Consider the following 22,984-nt stretch of genomic DNA (forward strand, 5'->3'; position numbering starts at 1 on the left):
CGGCCCCGTGAGGGACCGCCCGGTCGTCGCGGGCGAGGTCGCGTATCCGACCCCGGTCCGGTGGACTAGAAGTCCATGCCGCCCATACCACCGGTCGGGTCGCCGGCCGGGGCCGCCGCCTTCTCCGGCTTCTCGGCGATGACGGCCTCGGTCGTCAGGAACAGACCGGCGATGGAGGCCGCGTTCTGCAGAGCGGAACGGGTGACCTTGGTCGGGTCGATGACGCCGTCCTTGAACAGGTCGGTGTACTCACCGGTGGCGGCGTTCAGGCCGATGCCCGGCTCGAGGTTCTTGACCTTGTCGACCACGACGCCGCCCTCGAGACCGGCGTTGAACGCGATCTGCTTGAGGGGCTCGGCGATGGCGCGGCGGACGATGTCGGCGCCGACCGCGTCGTCGCCCTCGGCCTCGAGCTTCTCGAAGGCGGGAACGCTGGCCTGCAGCAGCGCGACGCCACCGCCGGGCAGGATGCCCTCCTCGACCGCGGCCTTGGCGTTGCGAACGGCGTCCTCGATGCGGTGCTTGCGCTCCTTGAGCTCCACCTCGGTGGCGGCACCGGCCTTGATGACGGCCACACCGCCGGCCAGACGGGCGAGACGCTCCTGGAGCTTCTCGCGGTCGTAGTCGGAGTCGGTGCGCTCGATCTCGCTGCGGATCTCGTTGACGCGACCGGCGATGCTGGTGGCGTCACCGCTGCCGTCGACGATGGTGGTCTCGTCCTTGGTGACGACGACCTTGCGGGCGCGGCCCAGCATGTCGAGCTCGGTGTTCTCGAGCTTGAGGCCGACCTCCTCGGTGATGACCTGGCCGCCGGTCAGGACGGCGATGTCGCCGAGCTGGGCCTTGCGGCGGTCACCGAAGCCCGGTGCCTTGACGGCGACGGACTTGAAGGTGCCGCGGATCTTGTTGACGACCAGGGTCTGCAGCGCGCCCTGCTCGACGTCCTCGGCGATGACCATCAGCGGACGGCCGGCCTGCAGGACCTTCTCCACAACGGGGAGGAACTCGTTGTTGTTGGAGATCTTGGAGTTGACGATGAGGATGTAGGGGTCCTCGAGGACCGTCTCCATCCGCTCCAGGTCGGTGGCGAAGTAGGGCGAGATGTAGCCCTTGTCGAAGCGCATGCCCTCGGCGAGCTCCAGCTCGAGCCCGAAGGTCTGGCCCTCCTCGACGGTGATGACGCCTTCCTTGCCGACCTTGTCCATGGCCTCGGCGATGGCCTCGCCGATCTGGTCGTCGCCGGCGGAGATGGAGGCGGTGGAGGCGATCTGCTCCTTGGTCTCGACCTCCTGGGAGAGGTTGCCGAGCTCCTCGTTGATGCGCGCGACGGCGGACTCGATGCCGCGCTTGAGGCCGACCGGGTTGGCGCCGGCGACGACGTTGCGCAGGCCCTCGCGGACGAGTGCCTGGGCGAGCACGGTGGCGGTGGTCGTACCGTCACCGGCGACGTCGTCCGTCTTCTTGGCGACCTCCTTGACCAGCTCGGCCCCGATCTTCTCCCAGGGGTCCTCGAGCTCGATCTCCTTGGCGATGGAGACGCCGTCGTTGGTGATGGTGGGTGCGCCCCACTTCTTCTCCAGCACGACGTTGCGGCCCTTGGGGCCCAGCGTGACCTTGACGGCCTCGGCAAGCTGGTTCATGCCGCTCTCGAGGCCGCGACGGGCCTCCTCGTCGAACGCGATCAGTTTGGCTGCCATTGAGTTCTTGTCCTCCCGTGACCGGGCTGATACGCGAAGGGACGAGGTCTGCGCCCGCGACGGACGACCGCGATCGTGCCGACAACCCTGCTGTCGGCGACCACGGCCTCGCAGCCTCGCTCCGACTTAGCACTCATGCTCACCGAGTGCTAAGTACTCCTATTTTTAGCACTCGCCCATGGCGAGTGCAAACGATGTGGTCACGATTTGCCACCCGTTGACCTCTACCCTTTCCACCTGCGCGAACACCTGCGCCCCAGGGGTTTTGACGCGCGGGCGCCCAGGACGGGACGCGGCGCATCACCCGCGCCGAGGACCCTCGTCACTGGGACCAGACCCCCGACGAGCCGCGGCGGTGCGACCCGAGCAGGTGGGTGTCGACGATGCCGATCGCCTCCATGAGCGCGTACAGGGTGGTGGGACCGACGAACGTGAACCCCTCCTTGCGCAGGGCCTTGGACAGGGCCAGCGACTCGGGTGACTTCGTGGGAACATCCGCGACGGTGCGCGGGGCCGGGGTCCGGTCGGGCCGGAAGGACCAAACGAAGTCGACCAGGCCGCCTTTGTCCCGCAATCGGAGGGTGGCTTGCGCGTTGGTGACGGCGGCGAGGATCTTGGCCCGGTTGCGCACGATCCCTCCGTCCGCCATCAACCGTTCCACGTCGCGATCGTCGTACTCGGCCACCGCTTCGGGGACGAAATCGTCGAACGCGGCCCGGAACGCGGGGCGTTTGCGCAGAATCGTCGCCCACGACAGTCCGGCCTGGAACGCCTCCAGACTGATGCGCTCGTACATCCCGCGCTCGTCGCGCACCGGCATGCCCCACTCGGTGTCGTAGTACTCGCGCAACAGCGGATCCACCGACGCCCACGCGGGTCGGGCCAGCCCGTCCTGGCCGATCACCGTCCCCGGGTCGGCGGAGTCGACAGCCGGCGCATCGTCGGCAGGGGTGGATTCGGTCATCGGGAACGGGCTCCTTCACGCTGCGGTCATCGCAATGGTGGCACGGGGCAGGCCCGGGCGACTCGTCCATCGAAACGGTCGCCCCGTACCGTTGAACGGTCTGCTCGAACGGTTCTTGCATCGTCATCGCCCGGTGGACGCGGCGGCCCGGCCGGACGGGGGACCAGAATGCCCCCTCGGCAGAAGCGAGCCTCACCCCGGGACGACGGCGAACCCGACCCCGACAACGGTCTACTCCGCGCGCAGCAGGAGCAGGGGCACCAGCTGCTCGGCCTCGGTCCAGGAACCGTGGTGGCCGATCATCGCGGACTCGGTCGGCTCGGCCCGGGTACGCACCAGCGTCCAGGTGTCGCGGGCGGCGGCGATGACGTCGCCCATACGCGCACGGACCAGATCGGGCACGTTCGGCCCGTACCAGCCCTCCGCGATCGCCCGGTCGCGTTCGACCACGTGGGCCCGCTCCCCCAACACCTCGCGCCAGGAGGCGAGCACATCGGCCGCGGAACCGGGTTCGGTGTGCACGTGGCGCACCCGTGCCTCGCCGCCCAGGCGGTCCACGCCCCGCAGCAGTTCCGGCGTGTGGTCGATATCCACTCGGTGGTCGCCGGTGTCGATCATCCCGTGATCGGCGACCACCGCCAGCACCGTGTCCGGGGGCAGGTCCGAGGCGAGGTCGGACACCAGCGCCTCCACCCGTTCGAGCTCCTCGATCCAACGTCCGGAACCGGGCCCGTGGTCGTGGCCGGCCCGGTCGAGATCGCCGTGGTAGCCGTAGACCAACGCCCGCCCGGAACCGCGCAGCGCTTCCAGCATCCCGGGCACGAGCTCCTCGGGCCGGGACACGTCGTGGAACTGGCCGGGACCCCGCAGGACCGCGCGGGTCAGACCGGAACCGTGGTGGAAACCGGGCACCAGCCGGGACACCTCCACCCCGTCCCCCGCGGCACGTTCGAACACCGTGCTGTGCGGCTGGACCGACTCCGGCGGAAAGTCCTCCCGAAGGTCGGCGGAGCCCGGGACGGCGTGCGCACACCAGCCCAGCGCGTTCATCACCGGACCCTGCGGGATGCCTCCGGGACCCTCGAGCGCGAAGCTGTACCCGATGACGCCGTGTCCGCCGGAGGGCAGCCCCGTCCCGAGCGAGGCCAGGCTCGTCGCGGTCGTCGCCGGGAACCCGGCCCGGAGCACGGAACCGCCGCGCGCGAGGGCGGCCAGGGTCGGCGCGTGGTCGGCGTACCGGTCGAGCAGCTGCGCGCCCAACCCGTCCACCAGCAGGAACGCGGCCGCCCGGACCCGCCCTGTTCCCAACAGGTCGTCGTGTCCGGGCACCCCGAGGGCCGCGGCCATCGAGGGGGTGACCGCGGAGAGGGTGTCGTTCACGTACGCCGGGATGTCGGCCTCCGGGTACGTGGTGCGGTCCGTCCGAGGTGTTTCCACTGGTCTCCTTCCGGGCCGGCAGCCGCCGGCGCGTGTGATCACCGGTGCCAGGAACCGTCGTGGCACCGCATCGGCTCCAGGTACAGGGCGGTCCACAGTTCCAGCCGCGCCCGGGCCTCCCTCAGATCACGGTTGAGGACCCGCTCCGCGGTACGCAGGCGTCCACGCAAGGTGTTGCGGTGGACCCCGAGTTCACGGGCGGTCGCCTCGATGTGGGCACCGTTGTCGAGGAAGTGGCGCAGCGTGTGGGCGAGGTCGGTGGAGTTGCGTACGTCGTGCTCGTGCAGCGGCCCCAGGACGGCCCGGCCGAACGCGCGTGCCCCCTCCGGGGACAGGTTGTCGCGCAGCAGTGACCAGGCGTCGGAGTCGTCGGCGTGCCGGTAGCCCTCCGTGGCGGCCTGGCGGGCCCGGTCCACCGCAGCGGGGAGCTCGGCCGGGCTCCGCGCGCCGCAGGCGCCGGCGGCGGTCGGCCCGTCGGGAAGGTCCCCCAGGACTTCCAGGAGCCGCTGCCCCGTACGGGGGTGTCCGGTGACAGGGAGCACGGCGACCAGGGCGTCGCCGAAGGTGCACAGGCCGACGCGTTCGGAGGCCCGGGTCGGCCCCAGGAGGTCGGGGAGTGCGTCGGCGGCCCGGACCAGGGCGGCCTCCGGGGACGGGCACGGGTAGTGGACCACCTCCCACGGGGGCTCGGGCAATGGCGGAAGGATCCGGCCCCCGCCGTCCTCGAGGGCGGCACGCAGGTGGGGTGCCCGCTCGCGGAACAGCGATCGGCGAGCCTCCCGGGAGTACATCAGGTCCACCGCCAGCAGGGAGGCGGCGTGGTTGGCGAGCATGCGGACGTGCGGCGAGGCGGGCTCGGGATGGCGCACCGCCAGCCATCCCAGCGTGCGTCCCGTGGTGCCCAGGCTCTGCAGGAGGACGGAGGCGTCCCCGTCGGCGAGCACCGTCATGCCCCGTGTCCGTTGGCCCCGGGCAGCGGTGCGCACGAGGGCGTGCCACTCCGGCTCGCCCTCGGGCGCGGCGAGACGGGTCAGGCCGTTGGGGTCCAGCAGCAGGCAGGCGCCGGCGGTCGACGAGGCCAGCTCGCCCATCACTCCGGGAGGCCCCGAGCGCAGCACGGCCCGGGCCATCGAGTCCTGGGCCCCGAGCACACGTGACTGCTCTCGGGCGCGCTCGTTCGCGTGGTGGTCGGCGACGGTCTCCACGACGGCGATGAAGGGGGTCCCGCCCTCCACCCTCAGGATGGGCAGGTCCAGGCGGTCGCCCTCGGCGAGGATCTCCTCGGGGATCTGTTCCATCCACACGTCGATCGCGAAGGCCAGGCCGACGCAGCCGGCGTCGTGGACTCGGCGCACGTAGGCGGCCCGGCCCTCGGAACCGACGCCCATGCCGGCGCTCAGGACGAGTTCGCCGCCGCGCATCCAGGGCGCGGGGTCGGGCAGCTCCGTCACGTGCGCCCACCGGATCGGCCGGTCCAGTCCCCCGCGCCCGGCGACGGCGTGTACTTCGAGGCCGGGGTCGGCGGTGATGTCCCGAACGGTGATGTCCATCGCGTGGCCCTCCTGGGTTGTGTGCGACGTGCACTTTTGTCACAACCCGACACGTGCAGAATATCCCTCCGAAATCGGACATCAGTGTCTAGGGTCACAGCCAGTTCCTGGACGAACGTCCTGTCCGCTGCCCACCGGAGTACCTCATGTCTGCACAAAAGGCTCCATCGTCACCTCACCCCATGCGTGCGGCCCTCGCAGCCTTCGTGGGGACCACCATCGAGTGGTTCGACTTCTACATCTACGCCACCGCCGCCGGACTGGTCTTCGCCCAGTTGTTCTTCCCTCCCGACGCGGACCCGATGATCGGCCTGATGGCCTCGTTCGCCACCTTCTCGGTCGGGTTCTTCGCCCGCCCCCTGGGAGGCATCCTCTTCGGCCACTTCGGTGACCGGCTCGGCCGAAAGTCCGCCCTGGTCACGACCTTGTTGATGATGGGCGTGGCCACCTTCTCCGTGGGGCTGTTGCCCACCTACGAAGAGGTCGGTTTCCTCGCGCCGCTGCTGTTGGTGCTCCTGCGACTGGTACAGGGCATCGCCGTGGGCGGTGAGTGGGGCGGCGCCGTCCTCATGGCGGTCGAGCACGCTCCCGCCCACCGCAAGACCTTCTACGGCGCATTCGCCCAGCTCGGCAACCCCGCGGGGGCCCTGCTGGCCACCGGCGCCTTCGGGATCATCGCCTCCTGGGGCTCGGACATCCTCTACGACTGGGGCTGGCGCCTGCCGTTCCTCGCATCGATCCTGCTGGTCCTGGTGGGCCTGTTCATCCGCATGCGGGTCGAGGAGTCCCCCGTCTTCGCCGCGGCCCAGGAGAGCTCCGAGCACGAACCCGAGAGCCTGCCGCTGCGGGACGCGGTGCGCTCCTCCTGGCGCTCGCTGCTGCTGGGCGTGGGCGTCCTGCCGGTGGCCGTGGGCGGCTACTACATCGTGACCACGTTCCTGCAGGCCTACAGCGTGACCGAGATCGGCCTCAGCGAACAGCTCATCCTGAACGCACTGACCGCGGCCGCGCTCCTGGAACTGCTCGTGACCCTGGGCGTGTCCCTGCTGGGCGACCGTTACGGCACCGTCCGGATGGTCCTCATCGGCCTGGCGGGTGTGGCCGTGCTGGCCCTGCCGCAGTTCCTGATCCTGGAGACCGGCAGCACCGTCCTGATCGTGCTGATGCTGTGCCTGATGCGCCTGGCGATGTCCGCTGTGTACGGGCCCACCGCGCGGGTGCTGTCGCAGATGTTCCCGCCCCGCAACCGGTACACGAGCATCTCGCTCTCCTACCAGGTCGCCGGCGCGATCTTCGGCGGACTCTCCCCGCTGGCCTGCACCGCCCTGCTCGCCGTGACCGGCAGCATCCTGCCCGTCGTCGGCCTACTGATCCTCATGGCGGCGCTGAGCGCCTTCTGCCTGATCCGCGCCCCCCGCTACCAGGACGAAGAGATGCTCGCCCAGGTCTGACCCCCGGGACCGCCCGCACAGAACCGACCCCGCCGTGGACCCCCTCCCCACGGCCCCGTTCCCGGAGGAACACCTCACCGTGACCGCTCTGCTCATCCACAATGCCCGCGTCCTGACCATGGACGAGACCAACCCCGAGGCCGATGCCGTGGCCGTGCGCGACGGCCGGGTCGTACTGGCCGGGACCGCCGAACGGGCCCGGGCCGCCGCGGGCCCGGAGGCAGCCGAGGTCGACGCGGGCGGACGCACGCTCGTGCCCGGATTCATCGACCCGCACAACCACCTGTTGTCCACCGCCGAGTCGCTGGCGGCCGTCGACGCCCGCTACCCGCGGGTCTCCAGCGTCGCCGACCTCGCCGAGGTGATCGCCGCCGAGGCCGAACGGACCCCGGCCGGGCAATGGATCCGGGCCTTCTCCATGGACGACGCCAAGTACCCCGAGGGCCGCCCCACCCGGCGCGCCCTGGACGAGGCCACCTCCGAACACCCGGTGATCGTCTACCACGTCTCCGGCCACCAGGCCGTCGTCAACTCGATGAGCCTGGCCTGGAGCGGGGTCGGCGAGGACGTCACCGACCCCGAGGGCGGGTCCTTCGTACGGGACGAGGGGGGCCGCCTGACGGGCATGGTCCTGGACTCGGCCATGGAGCTGCTGCTGCCGCTGGCCGTGGACATCGGATGCCACGGACCCAACTTCCACACGGCCCTGCCCGCCGAACAGTTGCTGGGATGGCTGGCCGACGCCGCGGACCCTTACCTGTCGGCCGGGGTGACGACGGTGTGCGACCCGCAGGTCTCCGCGCGGGAACTGCGGGTCTACCGGGCCGCCCGCACGGCCGGGAGCCTGCCCCTGCGCACCTTCGGCATGCCTCTGTCACACCAGTTGGACGCACTGACCCAGGCCGGGCTGGCCAGTCCCTTCGGTGACGACTGGCTGCGGCTGACCGGGATGAAGTTCTACGCCGACGGCAGCCTCCTGGGCGGGACCGCCAAGTTCAGCACGCCCTACGGTGAGCGCGGAGAGCTCGCCGGAAGTCTGTACCATCACCCCGACCAGCTCACCGACCTGGTCACACGCGCCGCCGGCGAGGGCTGGCAGGTGGCCATCCACACCCAGGGCGACGCGGCGATGGAGCACAGCCTGGCCGCGATCGCGTCGGCGTCCCGCGTGAGCGGTCCGGACGCGCGCCCACGGTTGGAGCACTGCGGCTATCCCACCCCCGAACAGGCCAAGCGCTTCACCGACTTCGGGGTGATCCCCGTCAACCAGCCCAACTTCCTGTACGACAGCGGGGGCGACTTCCTCCGCAGGCTGGGCGGGCGCGCGCACCGCCTCCAACCCATGCGCGAGGAGCTGGACCTGGGTCTGCGGCCGGTGCTCTCCAGCGACTCCTTCGTCTCCAGCCTGCGTCCCATGGACACCATCGCCAACGCGGTGGGGCGCACCACGCGCGAGGGGGAGGAGATCGGTACGGACCAAGCGGTGACCCTGCACGAGGCCCTTCGTGCGCACACGTTGGACGCCGCGCACGCGCTCGGTGTCGAGGACCGGTTGGGTTCCGTGCGCCCCGGCCACCTGGCCGACCTGGTGGTGCTGGACGCGGACGTGCGCACGCTCGCCCCGGACCGGTTGCGGCACGTGAACGCATGGCTGACCGTGCTCGACGGCCGGGTCGTGCACAGGGCCGCCTGAGCCGCGACCGGAGCGGGCCCTGGTGCTCGGAGACCGGCGGCGGCCCGAAGGCCCTCGGGCCGCCGCCGGCCCTCCAGGGGAGGAACGCGGACGGGCGGGACGGATCAGAGCGCGCGAAAGTAACGCACTACCGGAAGGGCCGTGTACCCGGCGTTCTCGTAGAGGGCCCGCGCGGGTCGGTGGCCCTCGTCGCCACCGGTCTCGACCATCGCCGTCGTCATGCCCTGCTCTGCGATCCACACGGTGGCGTGGTCGATGAGCGCACGCCCCACACCCCGGCCCTGGTGGTCCGGGTCGACGGCCACCAGGTGGACCTCGCCGGCCTTGTCGTCGGGTTTGAGGTGGACGGCCGCGAACCCGGCTACGGTGTCCTCCCGGACGGCCACCCACACGTGGGAGCTGTCGGAGTCCAGGTCTTCTGTGACGGTCGCGCGTTGGCTCTCCCTCCAGTCCGGGATCAACCTCCGACAGAGCATCTCGCCCAGGACCCGCCGCATCGAGGCGTGCACGGGCTCCCAAGCACGCAGGGCCAGTTCGACGACGGCCTCACGGTCACTGTTCGCGTAGGAACGGATCTCGGTCATGGCCGCAGCCTAGGAGCGCGGGTCCGCAGTTCACCACGGGTTTTCCGCGCCCCCGGACACAGAGCGGCCCCGGACGCGGATGTAGGTCCGGGGCGCGGACGCCCGCGACGGCGCAGCACCTGTCAGCACGCCGGCCGGCCCGTCCCCCTTCAGAGAGGCCCCTCGGGGAGGAATCGGCGCTCACGGATCCCGGTCTTGGCGACGATCCACTCGTCACTGGTGTCGAGGTTCCGGGAGAGCTCTTCGTTGCCGATCACCTTCGCGGGCGCGTACGAGACCACTCCCCTGATCCCGACGGGGACCCTGTTGGACTGAGAGTCTCCGGCGGTGGACTGGACGGATGGGGGTGCCCGACGCAATCTCATGGTTCGTCCTTCGGACTGGGGGAAAATTCGCCGGAGGCTTGCTGCTCCGGTCCTGCGGAGATCTGGGAGAGCAAGACAAGATGCCGGGTGCTCGGCAAAGGGGAACCTCTCCCGCTCTCCGAGACATCAGCACGGAGATGACGGTGGAGAACACGAGGGTGATCCCGATGATCCATGCGAGTACGGTCGTGGGAACCGTGTAGGTCACACCGGGCAGATCCACCCGCAACGAGTCGATCAGCCCCGGGGAGACGATGAAGGCCAGTCCGAACCCCAGGACGATCCCGCTGACCGTGACCAGGAGCGACTCGATGAGGAAGAGTCGGCGGACACCGCTGCGCTGCATACCGATGGCCCGCAGGACACCGATCTGGTTGCGTCGTTCGGCGATCGACCTGATGGTGACCACACCGAGCGCGGCGCAACCGACGACGAGCCCGAAGCCCATGAAGGCCATGAGCAGCCACTGCACGGCCCCGTTGGACTCGGCGCTGAGTTCGACCTCCCCCTTCAAGGGCGTGGTCGTGACCGCGTGGTCCATCAGAGCACGCTGGGCGGCGATCTCCAGCTCGCCCGCTTCGTCCCGGTCGTCGGCGGTGAGGAACCACGCCGTGGGCCGGGCGTCCTCGTCGTCGGTGACCCTGGCCAGTCCGTCGGTGGAGGTGACCACGTCGCCGAGGTACTCGGCGCTGCGGTCCACGACCCCGATCACGCGCAACGTGGTGGTCCCACCATCCGGGTCGTTCACCCTCAGGCGCAGGTCGGAGGGTAGGTACTCGTCCTCGACGCCGACACCTTCGAGCTCCAGGTCGCTGCCGCCGCCTCCGACGAAGGCTGCGGAGTCACTGGGGATCATGCTGCCCGAAACCACGGCGGTGTTGGAGGTGCGCCGCAATTCGTCCCAGACCTTCTCCGAGCTCTCGAGCCCGGGGCCCTCAGCGGGACCGAGTAACGGTTGTTGAGCAAGTAGTCCTCGTCCGCCCCCCGGATCTGGACGTCCTCACTGCCGGTGTCGGCGTCGATCTGCCGAGCCTGCGCGGTGGTCTCGGCGTATCCCCCGATCCGGGCGACCTCCGAGGTGTCGATACGCGGACTCTCGTCGAAGACCTCCCGCAGGTCGGGCGGATCGCCCTCGGGGGCGGCCCAGGTGGCCCGCATGTCGAAACCGCCGGTGACGGCACGGTGGTCGGAGTAGATCTCGTTGACGGCCGCGGTGACGAACCCGCTGAGGGTGATCGTGAGGACGACGATGCTCAGCATTGCCACGGTCGTCCCGGACCGGACGCGGTTGCGCATGGAGTAGGCGACGGAGATGGGCACGACCGAGGCCATCGCGGGCAGAGGCGTCAGGAGCCGCCGCATCAACCGCTGCATCAGGCCGCTGTTGGAGACGAACAGCCACACGCCGGCGGCGACCAGGGCGATCCCGGCGAGGAAGAAGAGGGTGATCCCCGACCCCGCGTCGCCGAACAGCTCACCCGGGAGCGACCACAGGACGATGATGGCCAGGGCGCAGACGGAGTGGGCCAGGCGTGAGGGCACGCGCAGGAGCGGAAGGAGTCCGCCCAGGGCACCGAGGACCAGGGTGAGTCCGGTCAGGGTCTCTGCAGCGGTACCCTCCTGCAACCCCAGGGCCGCAGAGGCCGCACCGAGCAGCAGGATCAGCGTCGCGAACACGGGCATCGCCCAGCGCCGGCGCTTCGGGGGCCCTCCGAGCCGCGCAACGCCGAGACCGTGTGGACCTTTGAAGCGCGCACGGATGCGAGGACGAAGACCAGCATGGTCACGGACACGCCGAGGAGGTAGGCAGTACCCGTGGTCACCGGGTCGAAGCCGAACTCCAGCGGGGCCGACGGCATGGCGGGGTCGGCCACGCGTTCACTCAGGATCCAGGACGCACCGGCCCCGGCGAACCAGCCCAGCACGGTCCCGATCACCGAGGACAGGACCGCATATCCCAGCCCTTCCACGCTCAGGATGAGCGCGATCCGACCGCGGCTCAAGCCCATCGCCCGCAGGACCCCGAACTCCTGGCGCCGTTCGGCGGCCAGCATCGTCACGACGAGGACGATGAGGAGCACGCCCGCCACCATCGACAACTGGCTGAAGAGCAGGAACAGCGCGGCGAGCTCCTCGGTGAGCTGGTCGGCGCTCTCGTGGGCCGAGGCCCGCAGGGCATCGGCCCCCAGCCCTGGTCCTGGACCAGGGAGACCAGCTCCTCGTTGACGGATCCTCGTCCTCACTCCACGTCACCTCGTCCTCGTAGGTGAGCGTGAGGAGGTTGACCTCGCCGTCCGAGTCGACGGTGCTCTGGAGCGCGCCGAGCGGGACGACGGCGGAGGCCGGCGGAGCCGTGGGGGCACCCGAGTCGTACACCCCGACGACCCGTACCTCGCGGTCGGCGACGGTGAGAAGGTCCCCCGCTCGGCGCGCATTTCGTCGGCGGCCGTCCGGCTCAGCAGGATGTCGTCCCTGCGCAGGTCGTCGGCGGCCACGGGTTCGCCTTCGGCGTCGAGGAGCTGGACCTCGTCGTCGACGCCGAGCACTGTGAGCCCGGGGTCGCCGCGGTCGGCGCGTTCGTGGTCGACGGGGAGGTTGAGCCGTAGGACGGAGGAGACTGTGGCCTCGGTCTCCTCCAGGGCGTTCTCGATGGAGCACGCGTCGCCGCGCTCCATCATGGAAGGCCCGTCGTCATCCCCCTCGTCCCGGTCGTCCCCGTTCCGGGAGTTCTTGCCCAGCGACGAACGCAGACTCGCCCAGTCACGCATCTGGGTGGCCTTCTACGCCCGCGCTGCTGTGGATCCCGGTTTCACCGACGTACTCTCGGAGCTGACGGAACAGACCCGCACGAACCTGGTCCGCCTGTTGGAGTACGCCCGAGCCAGAGGCGAGCTGGCACTCGGCGCCACCCCGAAGGCGTCGCCGAACTCCTGATCGTCACCATCGACGGCATCTGGACGGGTTGCGCGAGATTGCCACTGGGCAGCTCTCTGGACGGTCACAGGGCGGCGATCGAGTCCGTGGTCTCTCTGGTGGGCCACCAGGACCACCCGCCTCGGTGAATTCGGCCCCGGTTCCACCGGGCGAACCCTCGTGTGTGGTCGGGACGCCTCCCACCGTGATCTTCCTCCGACACTGCCGTCCCGGACACAGAGCGGCCCCGGACGCGGGACGTAGGTCCGGGGCCGCTCATCACACTCGCTCCGGGGTCAGCAACCCCCGGCGACGGCCGGGATGATCGAGACCTGCGCCCCGTCGGAGATCTCGGTATCGAGACCCTTCTCGAAACGCACGTCCTCGTCACCGACGTAGACGTTGATGAAGCGGCGCACCTTGCCGCTGTCGTCGAGGATGCGGGCGCGGATGCCCGGATGGTTGGCCTCGAGGTCGTCGAAGACCTCCTGGAGGGTGTTGCCCCGGGCCGCCACCTCCCGGGCGTCGTCGGTGTAGCCGCGCAGGATGGTGGGCACGCGAACGCTGGCGCTCATGGCGAAGGTCCTGTTCTGTCTCAGGCGTGGGTGGTGGATCCGTGGAGGGGTCAGGCGAGGCCTGCAGCGGTGAAGGCCTCCACCGAGGGCTTGACCGTGGCGGTCACACCAGCGTCGACGGCGTTGAGGGTCTTGAGACCGTCACCGGTGTTGAGCACGACCGTCTCGGCGTCGGGGTCGATACGGCCCTCCCGCACGAGCTTGCGCAGCACACCGGTGGTCACCCCGCCTGCGGTCTCGGCGAAGATGCCCTCGGTGCGGGCGAGCAGGTTGATGCCCTCGCGGATCTCGGTGTCGTCGACGTGCTCGACCGAGCCGCCCGTGCGCTGGGCGACGTCGAGCACGTAGGGGCCGTCGGCGGGGTTGCCGATCGCCAACGACTTGGCGATGGTGTCAGGCTTGACCGGCTGGATCACGTCGTGGCCGGCCTCCCACGCACGGGCGACCGGCGAGCACCCGGTGGCCTGGGCACCGAAGATCTTGTAGGGGCGGTCCTCGACCAGGCCGGCCTGGATGAGCTCCTTGAAGCCCTTGTCGATCTTGGTGAGCTGGGATCCGGAAGCGATCGGGACGACGATCTGCTCGGGCAGGCGCCAACCGAGCTGCTCGGCGATCTCGTAGGCCAGGGTCTTGGAACCCTCGGCATAGTAGGGCCGCAGGTTGACGTTGACGAACCCCCAGTCCTCGCCGACGGGGTCACCGATGAGCTCGGAGCAGAAACGGTTCACGTCGTCGTAGTTGCCGTCGATCGCCACGACCTTGCCGCCGTAGACCGCGGCCATGACGATCTTGGCCTCCTCCAGCCCGGCGGGGACGAACACGCAGGACTCGAAGCCGGCTCGCGCCGCGGCAGCACCGACCGCACCTGCGAGGTTTCCGGTGGAGGAGCAGGAGAGCGTCGTGAAACCGAACGTGCGGGCGGCCTCGACGGCCATGGCCACCACGCGGTCCTTGAAGGAGTGGGTGGGGTTGCCGGAGTCGTCCTTGACGTGGAGGGAGCGCAGGCCCAGCTCGCCGGCGAGGCGGTCGGCGCGCACCAGCGGGGTGAGGCCGGGGTTCATGTTCGGCAGCTCCGCCACGTTCGCGGGGACGGGCAGCAGCGAACGGTAGCGCCAGATGTTGGCGGGGCCGCTCTCGATGTCGGCCCGGGTCACACCGGAGAGGTCGTAGGCGATCTCCAGAGGCCCGAAACAGAACTCGCAGGCGAAGCGCGGGGTGAGGTCGTACTGTTCACCGCATTCGCGGCAGGAGAGCGCGGTCCCCGGGCCGAAGGCGCGGGCGGAGGTTTTTTCTGCGGCGGCGATTGCCATGGCGAGGCTTCTCCCCTCATCTTTCCTGGCTGGCCACTTTGACCCCAGGCCGGAGTTGGCACCTGCCTCAGCCGCCTCGCAAGTCGCGAGTGTCACATGCTGAGATGGTTGCCGGGGCTTCGCAGGGCCGGTCCCTCCACCCCTCTGGATGAGCAATATGAAATTTTCTGCTGGTCCTTACCGGAACCGCATCAGCACTGTAACGGAGCCCCCGGCGACTTTTCCATGGCGGGTGACGCGTATTACACACAACCGCTCACATCGTGAGATGCCACACCAGACGCGTTGTGGCCGTGCGTGCGCCCCTTTGCAACCGGATGACGTGCTCCTGGACCACGTTTGGGAACCGGGAACAGGGGCGAGACATACGGTGCGCCCGCGCGATAATCCATGCCTGCGAGAGGAAAGATCCGTGGACAAGGCCCAGACCCTCATCGCCGCCAACCGGGGGCCGATCTCCTTCCGTACCAGGGAGGACGGTTCCCTGGAGCACCGCAGGGGCGGCGGCGGCCTCGTCTCGGGTATGACCTCGGTGGCCGCGGAGGTCGACAGCATCTGGGTGTGCGCGGCGCTCTCCGGCGACGACCGGCGCGCGGCCGCCGAGGCCCCCGGGGCCCGGCTCGACCGCGTCCACGACCTCGGCGGGATGCGGGTGCACATGCTCGACATCCCCGAACGGACCTTCGCGGGCGCCTACACCGGCATCGCCAACTCGACGCTGTGGTTCCTGCAGCACATGCTCTACGACCTCCCGAACAAGCCGACGTTCGGTTCGGAGTTCGCACGGTTGTGGGAGGACTACGCCGCCTACAACAACGCCTTCGCCGAGGCCCTGGTCACCGGGGCCGCCGAGGGAGCACGTGTGGCGGTACAGGACTACCATCTGGCGCTGGTTCCGCGGATCCTGCGCTCCCGCCGCCCCGACCTGCGCATCGCACACTTCTCGCACACCCCGTGGGCCCCGCCGGAGTACATGCGGATGCTGCCGGATCGGATCGTGCGCGAGCTGTTGGAGGGCATGCTCGGCGCCGACCGGCTCGGCTTCCACAGCCCGCGGTGGGCCGAGGCGTTCCTGCGGTGCTGCGCGCAGACCCTCGGCGCCGACGTCGACATCGACCGCCGCACCGTCGAGTACGGGGGCCGCGTCGTGACCGTGGGGGTGCACGCGCTGGGCGCCGACGAGGAAGGTCTGCGCAACAGCGCCGCCGAACCGGAAGTGGCCCAGCGGCACGGGACACTGACGGAGATCGTGGGCGACACACGGCTGATCGTGCGTGTGGACCGCACCGAGCTGTCCAAGAACATCGTGCGGGGACTGGAGTCCTACCGCGAGCTGCTCACGCTCCACCCCGAGTGGCGTGGGCGCGTCACCCACCTGGCCTTCGCCTACCCCAGCCGCGGGGACGTCCCCGAGTACCGCGAGTACACCGAGACCGTGCTGCGGATGGCCGAGGAGATCAACGAGGAGTTCTCGACCCCCGAGTGGACACCGCTCGTGCTGGAGGTCGACGACGACTACCCGCGGTCGTTGGCCTCCTTCCAGCTCGCGGACGTACTGCTGGTCAACCCGGTCCGCGACGGCATGAACCTGGTCGCCAAGGAAGGCCCGCTGTTGTCGGAACGCGACTCGGTGCTGGTGCTCTCACGGGAGGCCGGGGCCGCCGACGAACTCGGTGAGGACGCGCTGCTGGTGAACCCGTTCGACACCGTGGAGACCGCCGAGGCGTTGCACCAGGCATTGTCGATGCCTGCGGAGGAACGGCGCGAGCGCCGCAAACGGCTGGCCGAAGCGGCGGTGGCGTTGCCGCCCCGACGGTGGTTCCAGGAACAGATCCGGTCGCTGGGTTGAGCGGGGCTCAGGCCGGCGGCTGTCCGGCGGCCTCGGTGAGCAGTTCCTCGACCACCTCGGATTTGGCGTCGGCGTAGTCCTGGATGCTGTCCCAGACACGCTCGGCGAGTTCCTTCTTGACGGCGGCGTAGCGGGCACGGGCGCCCGCGTCGGCGCGCAGGTGGTCGCGCAGGCGCAGCATCCGTTCGGCCTCCTCGCACCCGTGCGCGAACACGTGGAGGTCGAGATTGATCTCCGCGCCCTTGAGGACCCGGTGCTCGTACCATTCCGGGTCACGGATGACCACGGTGTACCCGGCGGCCTCGAGGCCCGGCACGTAGGCGCTCTCGTCGGCGGGGTCCGCCACGCAGAGGAGCAGGTCGACGCAGGGTTTGGCGAGGAGCCCGGGCACGGAGGTCGATCCCGCGTGTTCCAGCAGCAGGACACGGTCCCCGAGCGCCTCGCGGATGCGGCGGTCCTCACGTTCGAAGAAGTAGGGCCACTTCGGGTCGGACTCGACCAGGCGAACGCGCCCGTCGACGAGGTTCTCCGAGAGGACTGCGGTTTCCTGCCGGTCCTGCCCGCGTGTGGGCAGTTCAGAGGGCTGGGAGAATGCCATGTGACCAGCTTTGTCGGTCGCATCCGGAGCGTCAAGAGTATTCGGACGTGCTTTACAGATGCACGTGCACAACACGGGAGGGCCGAAGTTCCCACCGGTCCGGCGCCCTCCCGCGCCACGGGCCGGATCAATCGGGGACCGCGACCACCGCCACCAGCGACCCGTGCAGCTCGGGGGTCCTGCGCAGATGCCCGTGGCGGCGGTCCCAGGTGCCGTCGCCGAGGTCGCGCGAGAGGTCGTCGGTGAAGCGCCGCACGACGTCGTCGCCGACAAAGCTCCAGGACGAGCACGAGGCGCGGGCACTCGTGTCCAGGAGGCCCTCGGGGCGGCCGTAATAGGCCTCGTTGAACCCGTCGGAACAATCCAGGGGGACCGGGACGGCGACGGACTCCACACGCCCGCCCAGACCGGCGGCGAGCACGTCCGGTGCGGGGTATCGGGAGGCCTCGGTCGCCAGGACCTCAGGGGCGTACTCGTCGAGCCAGAAACCCCGGACCAGGGCGGGATCACAGGTCAACAGCACCACAGGGCCACGGGTGACCCGGCGGACCTCCGCCAGCCCGCCGTCGAGGTCCTGCCACTGGTGCACGGTGAAGGCGGCCATGGCCGCGTCGAAGGTGTCGTCGCCGAAGGGCAGGTCCTCCGCGGCGGCGTCCACGGCCTCGGCGAGGTGGCCGGGGCGCCGGGCCCGCATGCTCGCAGAGGGTTCCACCGGTGTGACGTCGCGGTCGCCGGGTTCGTAGGAGCCCGCACCCGCGCCGACGTTGAGTACGGTGCGGGCGCTGCCGAGGGCCGCGTGGACGGCGCGGGCGATGCGGGGGTCGGGGACACGGTGGTCGGTGTAGTCACGGGCGATGACGCCGTAATCGGCGTCGCCCGCGCTGCCGTCCGCTGTGCGTGGCATGGGCGCGCTCCGTTCGCTGGGGGTGCAGGTATGGACCAGCCTAGACAGCGCCTCCGTACGGCCGCGTGCCCGGCAACCCGCACAACACCTCCAGGAACGGCAACGGCCCGCTCGGGCGGACCGAGCGGGCCGGGCGGCGGGGTCAGCTCTTGCGGGGTTTGCGGCGCCGGCCGCCCTTCTGGCGGCGCGCGGGCTGCTCCTCGGCAGCACGGTCGGCGGCGAGCCGCTCATCCTCCTCGCGGCGTTCGGCCTCGACCCCGTAGGGGTCGCGGGAGGAACGGCGTACCCACAGGGCCACAGCGAGGATCCCGAACACCAGGACGGCGCCGACGACCGCGAACCACGCCCAGACCGGGACGGCCGGTTCCTCGCCGGCCTCCAGAGCGAGGTCCTCGTCGATGATCCCGTCGCCCCCGGTCACCTGAGCGGCCTGTTCGTGCGCGGTGGGCAGGTCGAGCGCGGGAAGACCGCCCGGGCCCTCCTGCGCCCCTTGGACGACGACCTCGCGCACCTGCTCGGGCGAGAGCTGCGGGTACTCCGCACGCAGCAGGGCGATCCCGCCGGCGGCGAGGGCGGCGGCGTACGGGGCACCGCTGACCTGGGTCTCGCCCAAGTCCGGGCCGGCGGTGTAGAGCTGGTCGCCGGGCGCGGTCAGCTCGATCTGCGCCGCACCGGGGGAACCGGAGACCAGTTGCCCGTCCTGGTCGGTGCCGGCGACCGAGATGACGTTGGGGTCGTCGCCACCTGCGGGCCCGACCACGACCACACCGTCCGCCACCGCAGCACGGGTCTCCTCGACCAGGTCGGCGTCTGTGGAGGGCAGGAGAATGACCTGCGAGTCCTGGGACGCGGTACGGATGGCCGCACCCATCTCGTCCTCGGTGGGCAGGGCCAGAAGCCCGGCTTCGGGGGCCACGCCCAGCACACCGCCGTCGGCGTCCATACCGTGGCCGTGGCCGACGACCAGGCCGCCGAGTTCCGTGCCGAGGTCCATCTCCTCGGTGTTCTCACCGTGGTCGGTGTTGACGGTGACGTTGTCCCTGAGGTCAGGGTGGTCCTCCATGACCGAGGGCCCCGGGATCGCCACCGTGGTCCCGTGCCCCTGGGTCTGCTCCCACAACTCCGCGGCACCGATCGCGCTCTGGCCCCACTGGTCGGGCCGGAAGTCGGGGGGACCCTCGACCTGGGCGGCGGCCGGCACAGATGTGACTCCGAGCACCGTGACGATCGCACACGAGGCGGCGACCCCCCTGATCCCCCGTCGTGTGTGCGTCTTGTTACGGCTGTTTCCCCCGAGCACGTCAGGCTCCCTCGAACGATACGGTCGACGTTCCACGCGGCCCTCCCGGGACCTCCGCAATTCTGTCACGAGCACAGGATCACAGCGTGGGCAAGTGGCCCGAGGGGTAGGGAACGCAACTGTATCCCGGCTGCCATTCATGGGTTTTCCACCCTCCACGCGGCATGTCGAGTCGCTAACATGAGTCGCGCCGATCCGGACAAACCAATTTCCCGTCCAGGGGGTGTCCCATGCCGATTATCGGTCCGTCCGGCGACGGCCAGTCGGCCCTCGCCGAGCGCGAAGAGCGCATCCTCGCCTTCGAACGCCAGTGGTGGAAGTTCGAGGGCTCCAAGGAACAGGCGATCCGCGACGAGTTCGGCTTCTCGCCGACCCGTTACTACCAGCTCCTCAACGGTCTGGTGGAGCGTCCCGAGGCGCTCGCCTTCGACCCATTGACCGTCAAACGGCTGCGCCGTCTGCGCGCGGACCGCCGCCGTCAGCGCAACGCCCGCCAACTGGGTATCCGGCTCTGAGCACTGCCGCGACCACCCTGGAGAGACCGCATGGCCCTGCCCTCACCGCGTACCGACGCCGGACACCACGGCCTGGACACGTTCCGCTCCTCCCCCGACCGGGCCCTGGCCGCCTTCGATTTCGACGGCACACTCGCCCCGATCGTCGATGACCCCCGCACCTCGGCCCCTCACCCCGGGATCGTTCCGGCTCTGACCGCTCTCGCCGCCCATGTCGGGGCCGTCGCGGTCGTCACCGGCCGCCCCGCGGAAACCGCCGTGCTCCTGGGAGGCCTGGCCGAGGTGCCCGGCATCGTCGTGCTCGGCCACTACGGGGCCGAGCGGTGGGCCGAGGGCCGGGTGATCGCCGCGGACCCGCCACCGGGGGTGAACCTGGTGCGCGAGCAACTACCCGCGCTGGTGGACTCCGCGGGCGCTCCCGAGGGCACGTGGATCGAGGACAAGGGCCGGTCGCTGGCGGTACACACCCGCCGGGCCACCGACCCCGACACTGCGCTCGAACTGCTGCGCCCGCACCTGGAGCGTCTCGCCGAGCGCGCCGGGCTGGTCACCGAACCCGGGCGCATGGTGATCGAACTCCGCCCACAGGGCGTGGACAAGGGCGCGGCCCTGACCTCACTGGCCCACGGGACCGCCGCGCGCTCGGTGCTCTACGCCGGAGACGACCTCGGTGACCTACCCGCCTTCGGCGCCGTGGCCGCGCTCCGAGAGGAAGGAGTGCCCGGTGTGACGGTATGTTCGGCCTCCGAGGAGGTCCCGGAGGTCGCTTCCCGGGCCGATCTCGTCGTTCCGGGCCCGGAAGGGCTCGCCGAACTCCTGGGGGATCTGCTCGCCGCCCTGCGCACCCCCGCCCCCTGAGTCCCCGGGCGAGGATGCACACGTCCCCTGCTTCCCAGCACTCAGGTCTGTGAGTCGTGGGACTGCGGCACCAGCGCCGCACGTGCGGCCGCCCGCAGGTCGGTCAACCCCGTGCGGTCGCGGCCGTAGTGCACCGCGTTGGTCAGCACCCCCACGTAACGGCCGCTGCGGGGATGCATGAACAGGCCCGTCCCGGTGAACCCGTTGTGGTAGACGATCCCCTCGGGCGTGACCAGCCACCCCAACCCGCGCGAGATCCGGTGCCCCGCGTCCACGTGCGGCTGCCAACTGGCACGCACGAACGGTTTCGGCACCGGACCGCGGCCGCCCTCGTGCACCCGCAACATCTCCCGCGCGAACGCCCCCAGGTCGATCGCGGTGGTGAACGCCCCCGCGTGACCGGCGACCCCTCCCATGAGCGCGGCCGCCTCGTCGTGCACCACACCCCAATCGGGCGCGGCACCGACCAAGCGGCGCTCGGTGGGGGCCACGGAGGGTGAACGTCCCAACGGCCCGTAGGAGGTCGAGCGCATGCCCATCTCCTCCCACAGGTCCTCGGCCAGTCGTTCCAACCCCGTGCCGTACAGGTTCTCCAGCACGAGCCCGAGGAGGATGAACCCCTGGTCGATGTACTGGTAGCCGGGTTCCTCCAAGGGGTCGGACAGGATCGCCTCCGCCAGATGCTGCCCCGTGCCCACGTGCCGCTCCAACCACGTGACCTGGTTGAGGCGGCTGGTGTGGGNGGTATTCGGACACGGGTGTGTCCAGGTCGAGCAGTCCCTCGGCCACCGCCTGACCCACCAGTGGCCACGTCGCCATGACCTTGGTCAGACTCGCGACGTCGTAGGAGACGTCGGGAGCGGTCTCATGCGCGTCGGAGGTCCGCCCCACCGCGACGAACTCCCACATACCTCCCGTGCCGATGACTGCGGTACCGCCGGGCAGCCACCCGGCATCCACCATGACCTTCAAGACGCCTCGGAGCCGCGCCCCGGTTTCCGTGAGCCAGTCACCATCGCGCACCACACGCCTCCCCCCGGTGTTCGTGTTCTTACGCCGAATACCCCGTAACCACGCCGATGTCACACAGGCGCCGTCCATGAACGGTACGAAACCCTTGCAGGTCGGGACCGTAATCGCGCACGTGTGTCCCCAGTAAGCTGGCCGCTGCACCGGGGACGGCACCCCACCGGCAGAGGCCCCGGGAGACGAGGAGTGACGATGAGCGAGCAGACCCCCGTACCGGCCGGATTCCGCGGGCTGGCCGGAAACATCGGCATCAAGGACCCCCACGACGACTTCTTCGTGGTGGCCTCCGAGGTACCCGCGCACGTGTCGGCGGTGTTCACACGGTCGCGGTTCGCCGGCCCGAGCGTGGTGCTGAGCCGGAGCGCGGCCGCCGACGGCAACGTACGGGGTGTGGTGACCCTCGCCCGGAACGCGAACGTGGCCACCGGCGCCGAAGGTGAGGCCCACGCCCGCGAGGTCCAGGAGCTCGCCGCCGCGGCCGCCGGGGTTCCGGCCGACGAAATGATCGTGGCCTCCACCGGCGTCATCGGCCGCCCCTACCCCATGGACAAGATCCGCTCCACCTTCGACGGTCTCTCCTCGCCCCTGCCCGCAGCCGACCTGGACCGCTCGGCGGCGGCGATGATGACGACCGACACCCGGCCCAAGACCGCGAGCGCACGCGTGGGCGAGGCGACCGTCACCGGCATCGCCAAGGGTGTGGGGATGATCGAACCGGACATGGCCACGATGCTCGCCTGGTTCTTCACCGACGCCGAAATCGATCGGTCCACGCTGGACGCCGTCTTCCGGCGGGTCGTGGACCGCACGTTCAACGCCCTGAGCATCGACAGCGACACCTCCACGAGCGATTCCGCGGCGGTCCTCGCCAACGGGCTGGCCGGCCCGGTCGGGACCGAGGCGTTCGAGGAGGCCCTGTACGGGGTCGCGCTGCAGCTCGTGCGCATGATCGCTTCCGACGGCGAGGGCGCGGGCAAACTCATCGAGGTCCGCATGAGCGGCGCACGCGACGACGCCCAGGCCAAACGTGTGGCCAAGGCCGTGGTCAACTCACCCCTGGTCAAGACCGCCGTGCACGGGGCCGACCCGAACTGGGGCCGAGTGGCGATGGCGGTCGGCAAGTGCTCCGACGAGACCGACATCCACCGGGAGAACGTCCGTATCTTCTTCGGCGACGTGGAGACCTACCCGGCACCCTCGGACGAGGAGACGCTCCGCCGCGCCTCGGAACACCTGTCCGGCGACGAGGTCCTCATCGGTGTGGACCTGGGTATCGCCGACGGTTCCTTCACCGTCTACGGCTGCGACCTGACCGAGGACTACATCCGTATCAACGCCGACTACACCACCTGAACGCGGCCCGCTCCGAGCCCGCCCGGCCCGTCGGCCGTT

Annotated in this window: 21 protein-coding genes, 1 pseudogene and 1 riboswitch; of the genes and pseudogenes, 7 read left to right on the forward strand and 15 right to left on the reverse strand. The window is 70.2% G+C overall.

From position 1 onward, the window contains the following. Positions 1 to 65: 65 nt before the first annotated feature. The 4 genes from groL to D473_RS0100765 form a co-directional block, all read right to left on the reverse strand. The gene (gene groL, locus D473_RS0100750) at positions 66 to 1,697 is read right to left on the reverse strand and encodes a chaperonin GroEL (protein ID WP_017607179.1); all 1,632 of its coding nucleotides are present in this window, start codon (positions 1,695 to 1,697) and stop codon (positions 66 to 68) included. A gap of 322 nt (positions 1,698 to 2,019) precedes the next feature. Continuing rightward, complete coding sequence (locus D473_RS0100755; protein WP_017607180.1) at positions 2,020 to 2,661, reverse strand: DNA-3-methyladenine glycosylase I; 642 nt, start codon at positions 2,659 to 2,661, stop codon at positions 2,020 to 2,022. A 231-nt stretch (positions 2,662 to 2,892) separates the two neighbouring features. Continuing rightward, entirely contained in the window at positions 2,893 to 4,098 is a 1,206-nt protein-coding gene (locus tag D473_RS0100760) for an alkaline phosphatase family protein (protein ID WP_017607181.1), read from the reverse strand. Positions 4,099 to 4,136: 38 nt separating this feature from the next. Further along, a complete protein-coding gene (locus tag D473_RS0100765) occupies positions 4,137 to 5,648 on the reverse strand; it encodes a PucR family transcriptional regulator (RefSeq protein WP_017607182.1) in 1,512 nt (503 codons plus the stop codon). A 146-nt stretch (positions 5,649 to 5,794) separates the two neighbouring features. On the opposite strand from D473_RS0100765, the gene D473_RS0100770 reads away from it, so the two are divergent. Together D473_RS0100770 and D473_RS0100775 are read left to right on the forward strand one after the other, a co-directional pair. Further along, positions 5,795 to 7,099 carry an MFS transporter gene (locus tag D473_RS0100770; protein WP_026126475.1) on the forward strand — a complete coding sequence of 435 codons (1,305 nt, stop codon included), beginning with the start codon at positions 5,795 to 5,797 and terminating at the stop codon, positions 7,097 to 7,099. A 79-nt stretch (positions 7,100 to 7,178) separates the two neighbouring features. Further along, complete coding sequence (locus tag D473_RS0100775) at positions 7,179 to 8,792, forward strand: amidohydrolase family protein (protein ID WP_026126476.1); 1,614 nt, start codon at positions 7,179 to 7,181, stop codon at positions 8,790 to 8,792. Between the two features lie 104 nt (positions 8,793 to 8,896). Here D473_RS0100775 and D473_RS0100780 read toward each other — a convergent pair whose 3' ends face one another. The 5 genes from D473_RS0100780 to D473_RS27010 all read right to left on the reverse strand — a co-directional run bounded on the left by D473_RS0100780 (position 8,897) and on the right by D473_RS27010 (position 12,419). Beyond that, entirely contained in the window at positions 8,897 to 9,376 is a 480-nt protein-coding gene (locus tag D473_RS0100780) for a GNAT family N-acetyltransferase (protein WP_017607185.1), read from the reverse strand. Positions 9,377 to 9,589: 213 nt separating this feature from the next. Further along, positions 9,590 to 10,597: an ABC transporter permease gene (locus tag D473_RS28310; protein WP_152436725.1), complete on the reverse strand. Its 1,008-nt coding sequence runs from the start codon at positions 10,595 to 10,597 to the stop codon at positions 9,590 to 9,592. Continuing rightward, positions 10,594 to 11,424 carry a hypothetical protein gene (locus D473_RS0100790; RefSeq protein WP_017607187.1) on the reverse strand — a complete coding sequence of 277 codons (831 nt, stop codon included), beginning with the start codon at positions 11,422 to 11,424 and terminating at the stop codon, positions 10,594 to 10,596. Before D473_RS0100790 ends, D473_RS28310 begins: the two co-directional genes overlap by 4 nt. Further along, entirely contained in the window at positions 11,403 to 11,984 is a 582-nt protein-coding gene (locus D473_RS0100795; RefSeq protein ID WP_017607188.1) for an ABC transporter permease, read from the reverse strand. Before D473_RS0100795 ends, D473_RS0100790 begins: the two co-directional genes overlap by 22 nt. Before the next feature lie 6 nt (positions 11,985 to 11,990). After that, a complete protein-coding gene (locus tag D473_RS27010) occupies positions 11,991 to 12,419 on the reverse strand; it encodes a hypothetical protein (RefSeq protein ID WP_017607189.1) in 429 nt (142 codons plus the stop codon). A 52-nt stretch (positions 12,420 to 12,471) separates the two neighbouring features. Between D473_RS27010 and D473_RS27930 the strand changes: the two genes are divergently transcribed. Continuing rightward, the gene (locus D473_RS27930) at positions 12,472 to 12,675 is read left to right on the forward strand and encodes a TetR family transcriptional regulator C-terminal domain-containing protein (protein ID WP_241474670.1); all 204 of its coding nucleotides are present in this window, start codon (positions 12,472 to 12,474) and stop codon (positions 12,673 to 12,675) included. A 275-nt stretch (positions 12,676 to 12,950) separates the two neighbouring features. On the opposite strand, the gene D473_RS0100810 is transcribed toward D473_RS27930, so the two are convergent. Together D473_RS0100810 and thrC are read right to left on the reverse strand one after the other, a co-directional pair. Next, entirely contained in the window at positions 12,951 to 13,229 is a 279-nt protein-coding gene (locus D473_RS0100810) for a ubiquitin-like small modifier protein 1 (protein WP_026126478.1), read from the reverse strand. A gap of 50 nt (positions 13,230 to 13,279) precedes the next feature. Further along, a complete protein-coding gene (thrC, locus tag D473_RS0100815; RefSeq protein WP_017607192.1) occupies positions 13,280 to 14,539 on the reverse strand; it encodes a threonine synthase in 1,260 nt (419 codons plus the stop codon). A gap of 13 nt (positions 14,540 to 14,552) precedes the next feature. Next, positions 14,553 to 14,694, reverse strand: a riboswitch (SAM riboswitch). A 257-nt stretch (positions 14,695 to 14,951) separates the two neighbouring features. Between thrC and D473_RS0100820 the strand changes: the two genes are divergently transcribed. After that, positions 14,952 to 16,388, forward strand: a complete 1,437-nt coding sequence (locus tag D473_RS0100820) for an alpha,alpha-trehalose-phosphate synthase (UDP-forming) (RefSeq protein WP_017607193.1) — start codon at positions 14,952 to 14,954, stop codon at positions 16,386 to 16,388. A 7-nt stretch (positions 16,389 to 16,395) separates the two neighbouring features. On the opposite strand, the gene D473_RS0100825 is transcribed toward D473_RS0100820, so the two are convergent. The 3 genes from D473_RS0100825 to D473_RS0100835 form a co-directional block, all read right to left on the reverse strand. Next, positions 16,396 to 16,986, reverse strand: coding sequence for a GrpB family protein (locus D473_RS0100825; protein ID WP_017607194.1), 591 nt, complete (start codon positions 16,984 to 16,986; stop codon positions 16,396 to 16,398). Between the two features lie 127 nt (positions 16,987 to 17,113). Continuing rightward, positions 17,114 to 17,890, reverse strand: a complete 777-nt coding sequence (locus D473_RS0100830; protein WP_017607195.1) for a class I SAM-dependent methyltransferase — start codon at positions 17,888 to 17,890, stop codon at positions 17,114 to 17,116. A 142-nt stretch (positions 17,891 to 18,032) separates the two neighbouring features. Next, the gene (locus tag D473_RS0100835; protein WP_241474671.1) at positions 18,033 to 19,109 is read right to left on the reverse strand and encodes a S8 family serine peptidase; all 1,077 of its coding nucleotides are present in this window, start codon (positions 19,107 to 19,109) and stop codon (positions 18,033 to 18,035) included. 311 nt (positions 19,110 to 19,420) lie between these two features. Between D473_RS0100835 and D473_RS0100840 the strand changes: the two genes are divergently transcribed. Together D473_RS0100840 and otsB are read left to right on the forward strand one after the other, a co-directional pair. Then, positions 19,421 to 19,705, forward strand: coding sequence for a DUF3263 domain-containing protein (locus D473_RS0100840; protein WP_017607197.1), 285 nt, complete (start codon positions 19,421 to 19,423; stop codon positions 19,703 to 19,705). Positions 19,706 to 19,735: 30 nt separating this feature from the next. Further along, positions 19,736 to 20,563, forward strand: coding sequence for a trehalose-phosphatase (gene otsB / locus D473_RS0100845; protein ID WP_017607198.1), 828 nt, complete (start codon positions 19,736 to 19,738; stop codon positions 20,561 to 20,563). 41 nt (positions 20,564 to 20,604) lie between these two features. Here the strand turns inward: otsB and D473_RS25405 are convergent. Further along, positions 20,605 to 21,586: pseudogene (locus D473_RS25405) on the reverse strand (serine hydrolase domain-containing protein). 198 nt (positions 21,587 to 21,784) lie between these two features. On the opposite strand from D473_RS25405, the gene argJ reads away from it, so the two are divergent. Continuing rightward, entirely contained in the window at positions 21,785 to 22,945 is a 1,161-nt protein-coding gene (argJ, locus tag D473_RS0100855; protein WP_017607200.1) for a bifunctional glutamate N-acetyltransferase/amino-acid acetyltransferase ArgJ, read from the forward strand. Positions 22,946 to 22,984 lie beyond the last annotated feature (39 nt).

The organism is Nocardiopsis xinjiangensis YIM 90004 (assembly GCF_000341145.1).
In the GTDB taxonomy this organism is placed as follows: domain Bacteria; phylum Actinomycetota; class Actinomycetes; order Streptosporangiales; family Streptosporangiaceae; genus Nocardiopsis; species Nocardiopsis xinjiangensis.

Excerpts from the sequence above, each read along its gene's own strand:
- D473_RS27010 (WP_017607189.1), bottom strand. The coding sequence starts at position 12,419 with ATGATGGAGCGCGGCGACGCGTGCTCCATCGAGAACGCCCTGGAGGAG.
- otsB (WP_017607198.1), top strand. The coding sequence starts at position 19,736 with ATGGCCCTGCCCTCACCGCGTACCGACGCCGGACACCACGGCCTGGAC.
- D473_RS0100765 (WP_017607182.1), bottom strand. The coding sequence starts at position 5,648 with ATGGACATCACCGTTCGGGACATCACCGCCGACCCCGGCCTCGAAGTA.
- D473_RS0100830 (WP_017607195.1), bottom strand. The coding sequence starts at position 17,890 with ATGCCACGCACAGCGGACGGCAGCGCGGGCGACGCCGATTACGGCGTC.
- groL (WP_017607179.1), bottom strand. The coding sequence starts at position 1,697 with ATGGCAGCCAAACTGATCGCGTTCGACGAGGAGGCCCGTCGCGGCCTC.
- argJ (WP_017607200.1), top strand. The coding sequence starts at position 21,785 with ATGAGCGAGCAGACCCCCGTACCGGCCGGATTCCGCGGGCTGGCCGGA.
- thrC (WP_017607192.1), bottom strand. The coding sequence starts at position 14,539 with ATGGCAATCGCCGCCGCAGAAAAAACCTCCGCCCGCGCCTTCGGCCCG.
- D473_RS0100755 (WP_017607180.1), bottom strand. The coding sequence starts at position 2,661 with ATGACCGAATCCACCCCTGCCGACGATGCGCCGGCTGTCGACTCCGCC.
- D473_RS0100790 (WP_017607187.1), bottom strand. The coding sequence starts at position 11,424 with ATGCCCGTGTTCGCGACGCTGATCCTGCTGCTCGGTGCGGCCTCTGCG.
- D473_RS0100840 (WP_017607197.1), top strand. The coding sequence starts at position 19,421 with ATGCCGATTATCGGTCCGTCCGGCGACGGCCAGTCGGCCCTCGCCGAG.
- D473_RS0100810 (WP_026126478.1), bottom strand. The coding sequence starts at position 13,229 with ATGAGCGCCAGCGTTCGCGTGCCCACCATCCTGCGCGGCTACACCGAC.
- D473_RS0100780 (WP_017607185.1), bottom strand. The coding sequence starts at position 9,376 with ATGACCGAGATCCGTTCCTACGCGAACAGTGACCGTGAGGCCGTCGTC.
- D473_RS28310 (WP_152436725.1), bottom strand. The coding sequence starts at position 10,597 with ATGATCCCCAGTGACTCCGCAGCCTTCGTCGGAGGCGGCGGCAGCGAC.
- D473_RS0100770 (WP_026126475.1), top strand. The coding sequence starts at position 5,795 with ATGTCTGCACAAAAGGCTCCATCGTCACCTCACCCCATGCGTGCGGCC.
- D473_RS0100825 (WP_017607194.1), bottom strand. The coding sequence starts at position 16,986 with ATGGCATTCTCCCAGCCCTCTGAACTGCCCACACGCGGGCAGGACCGG.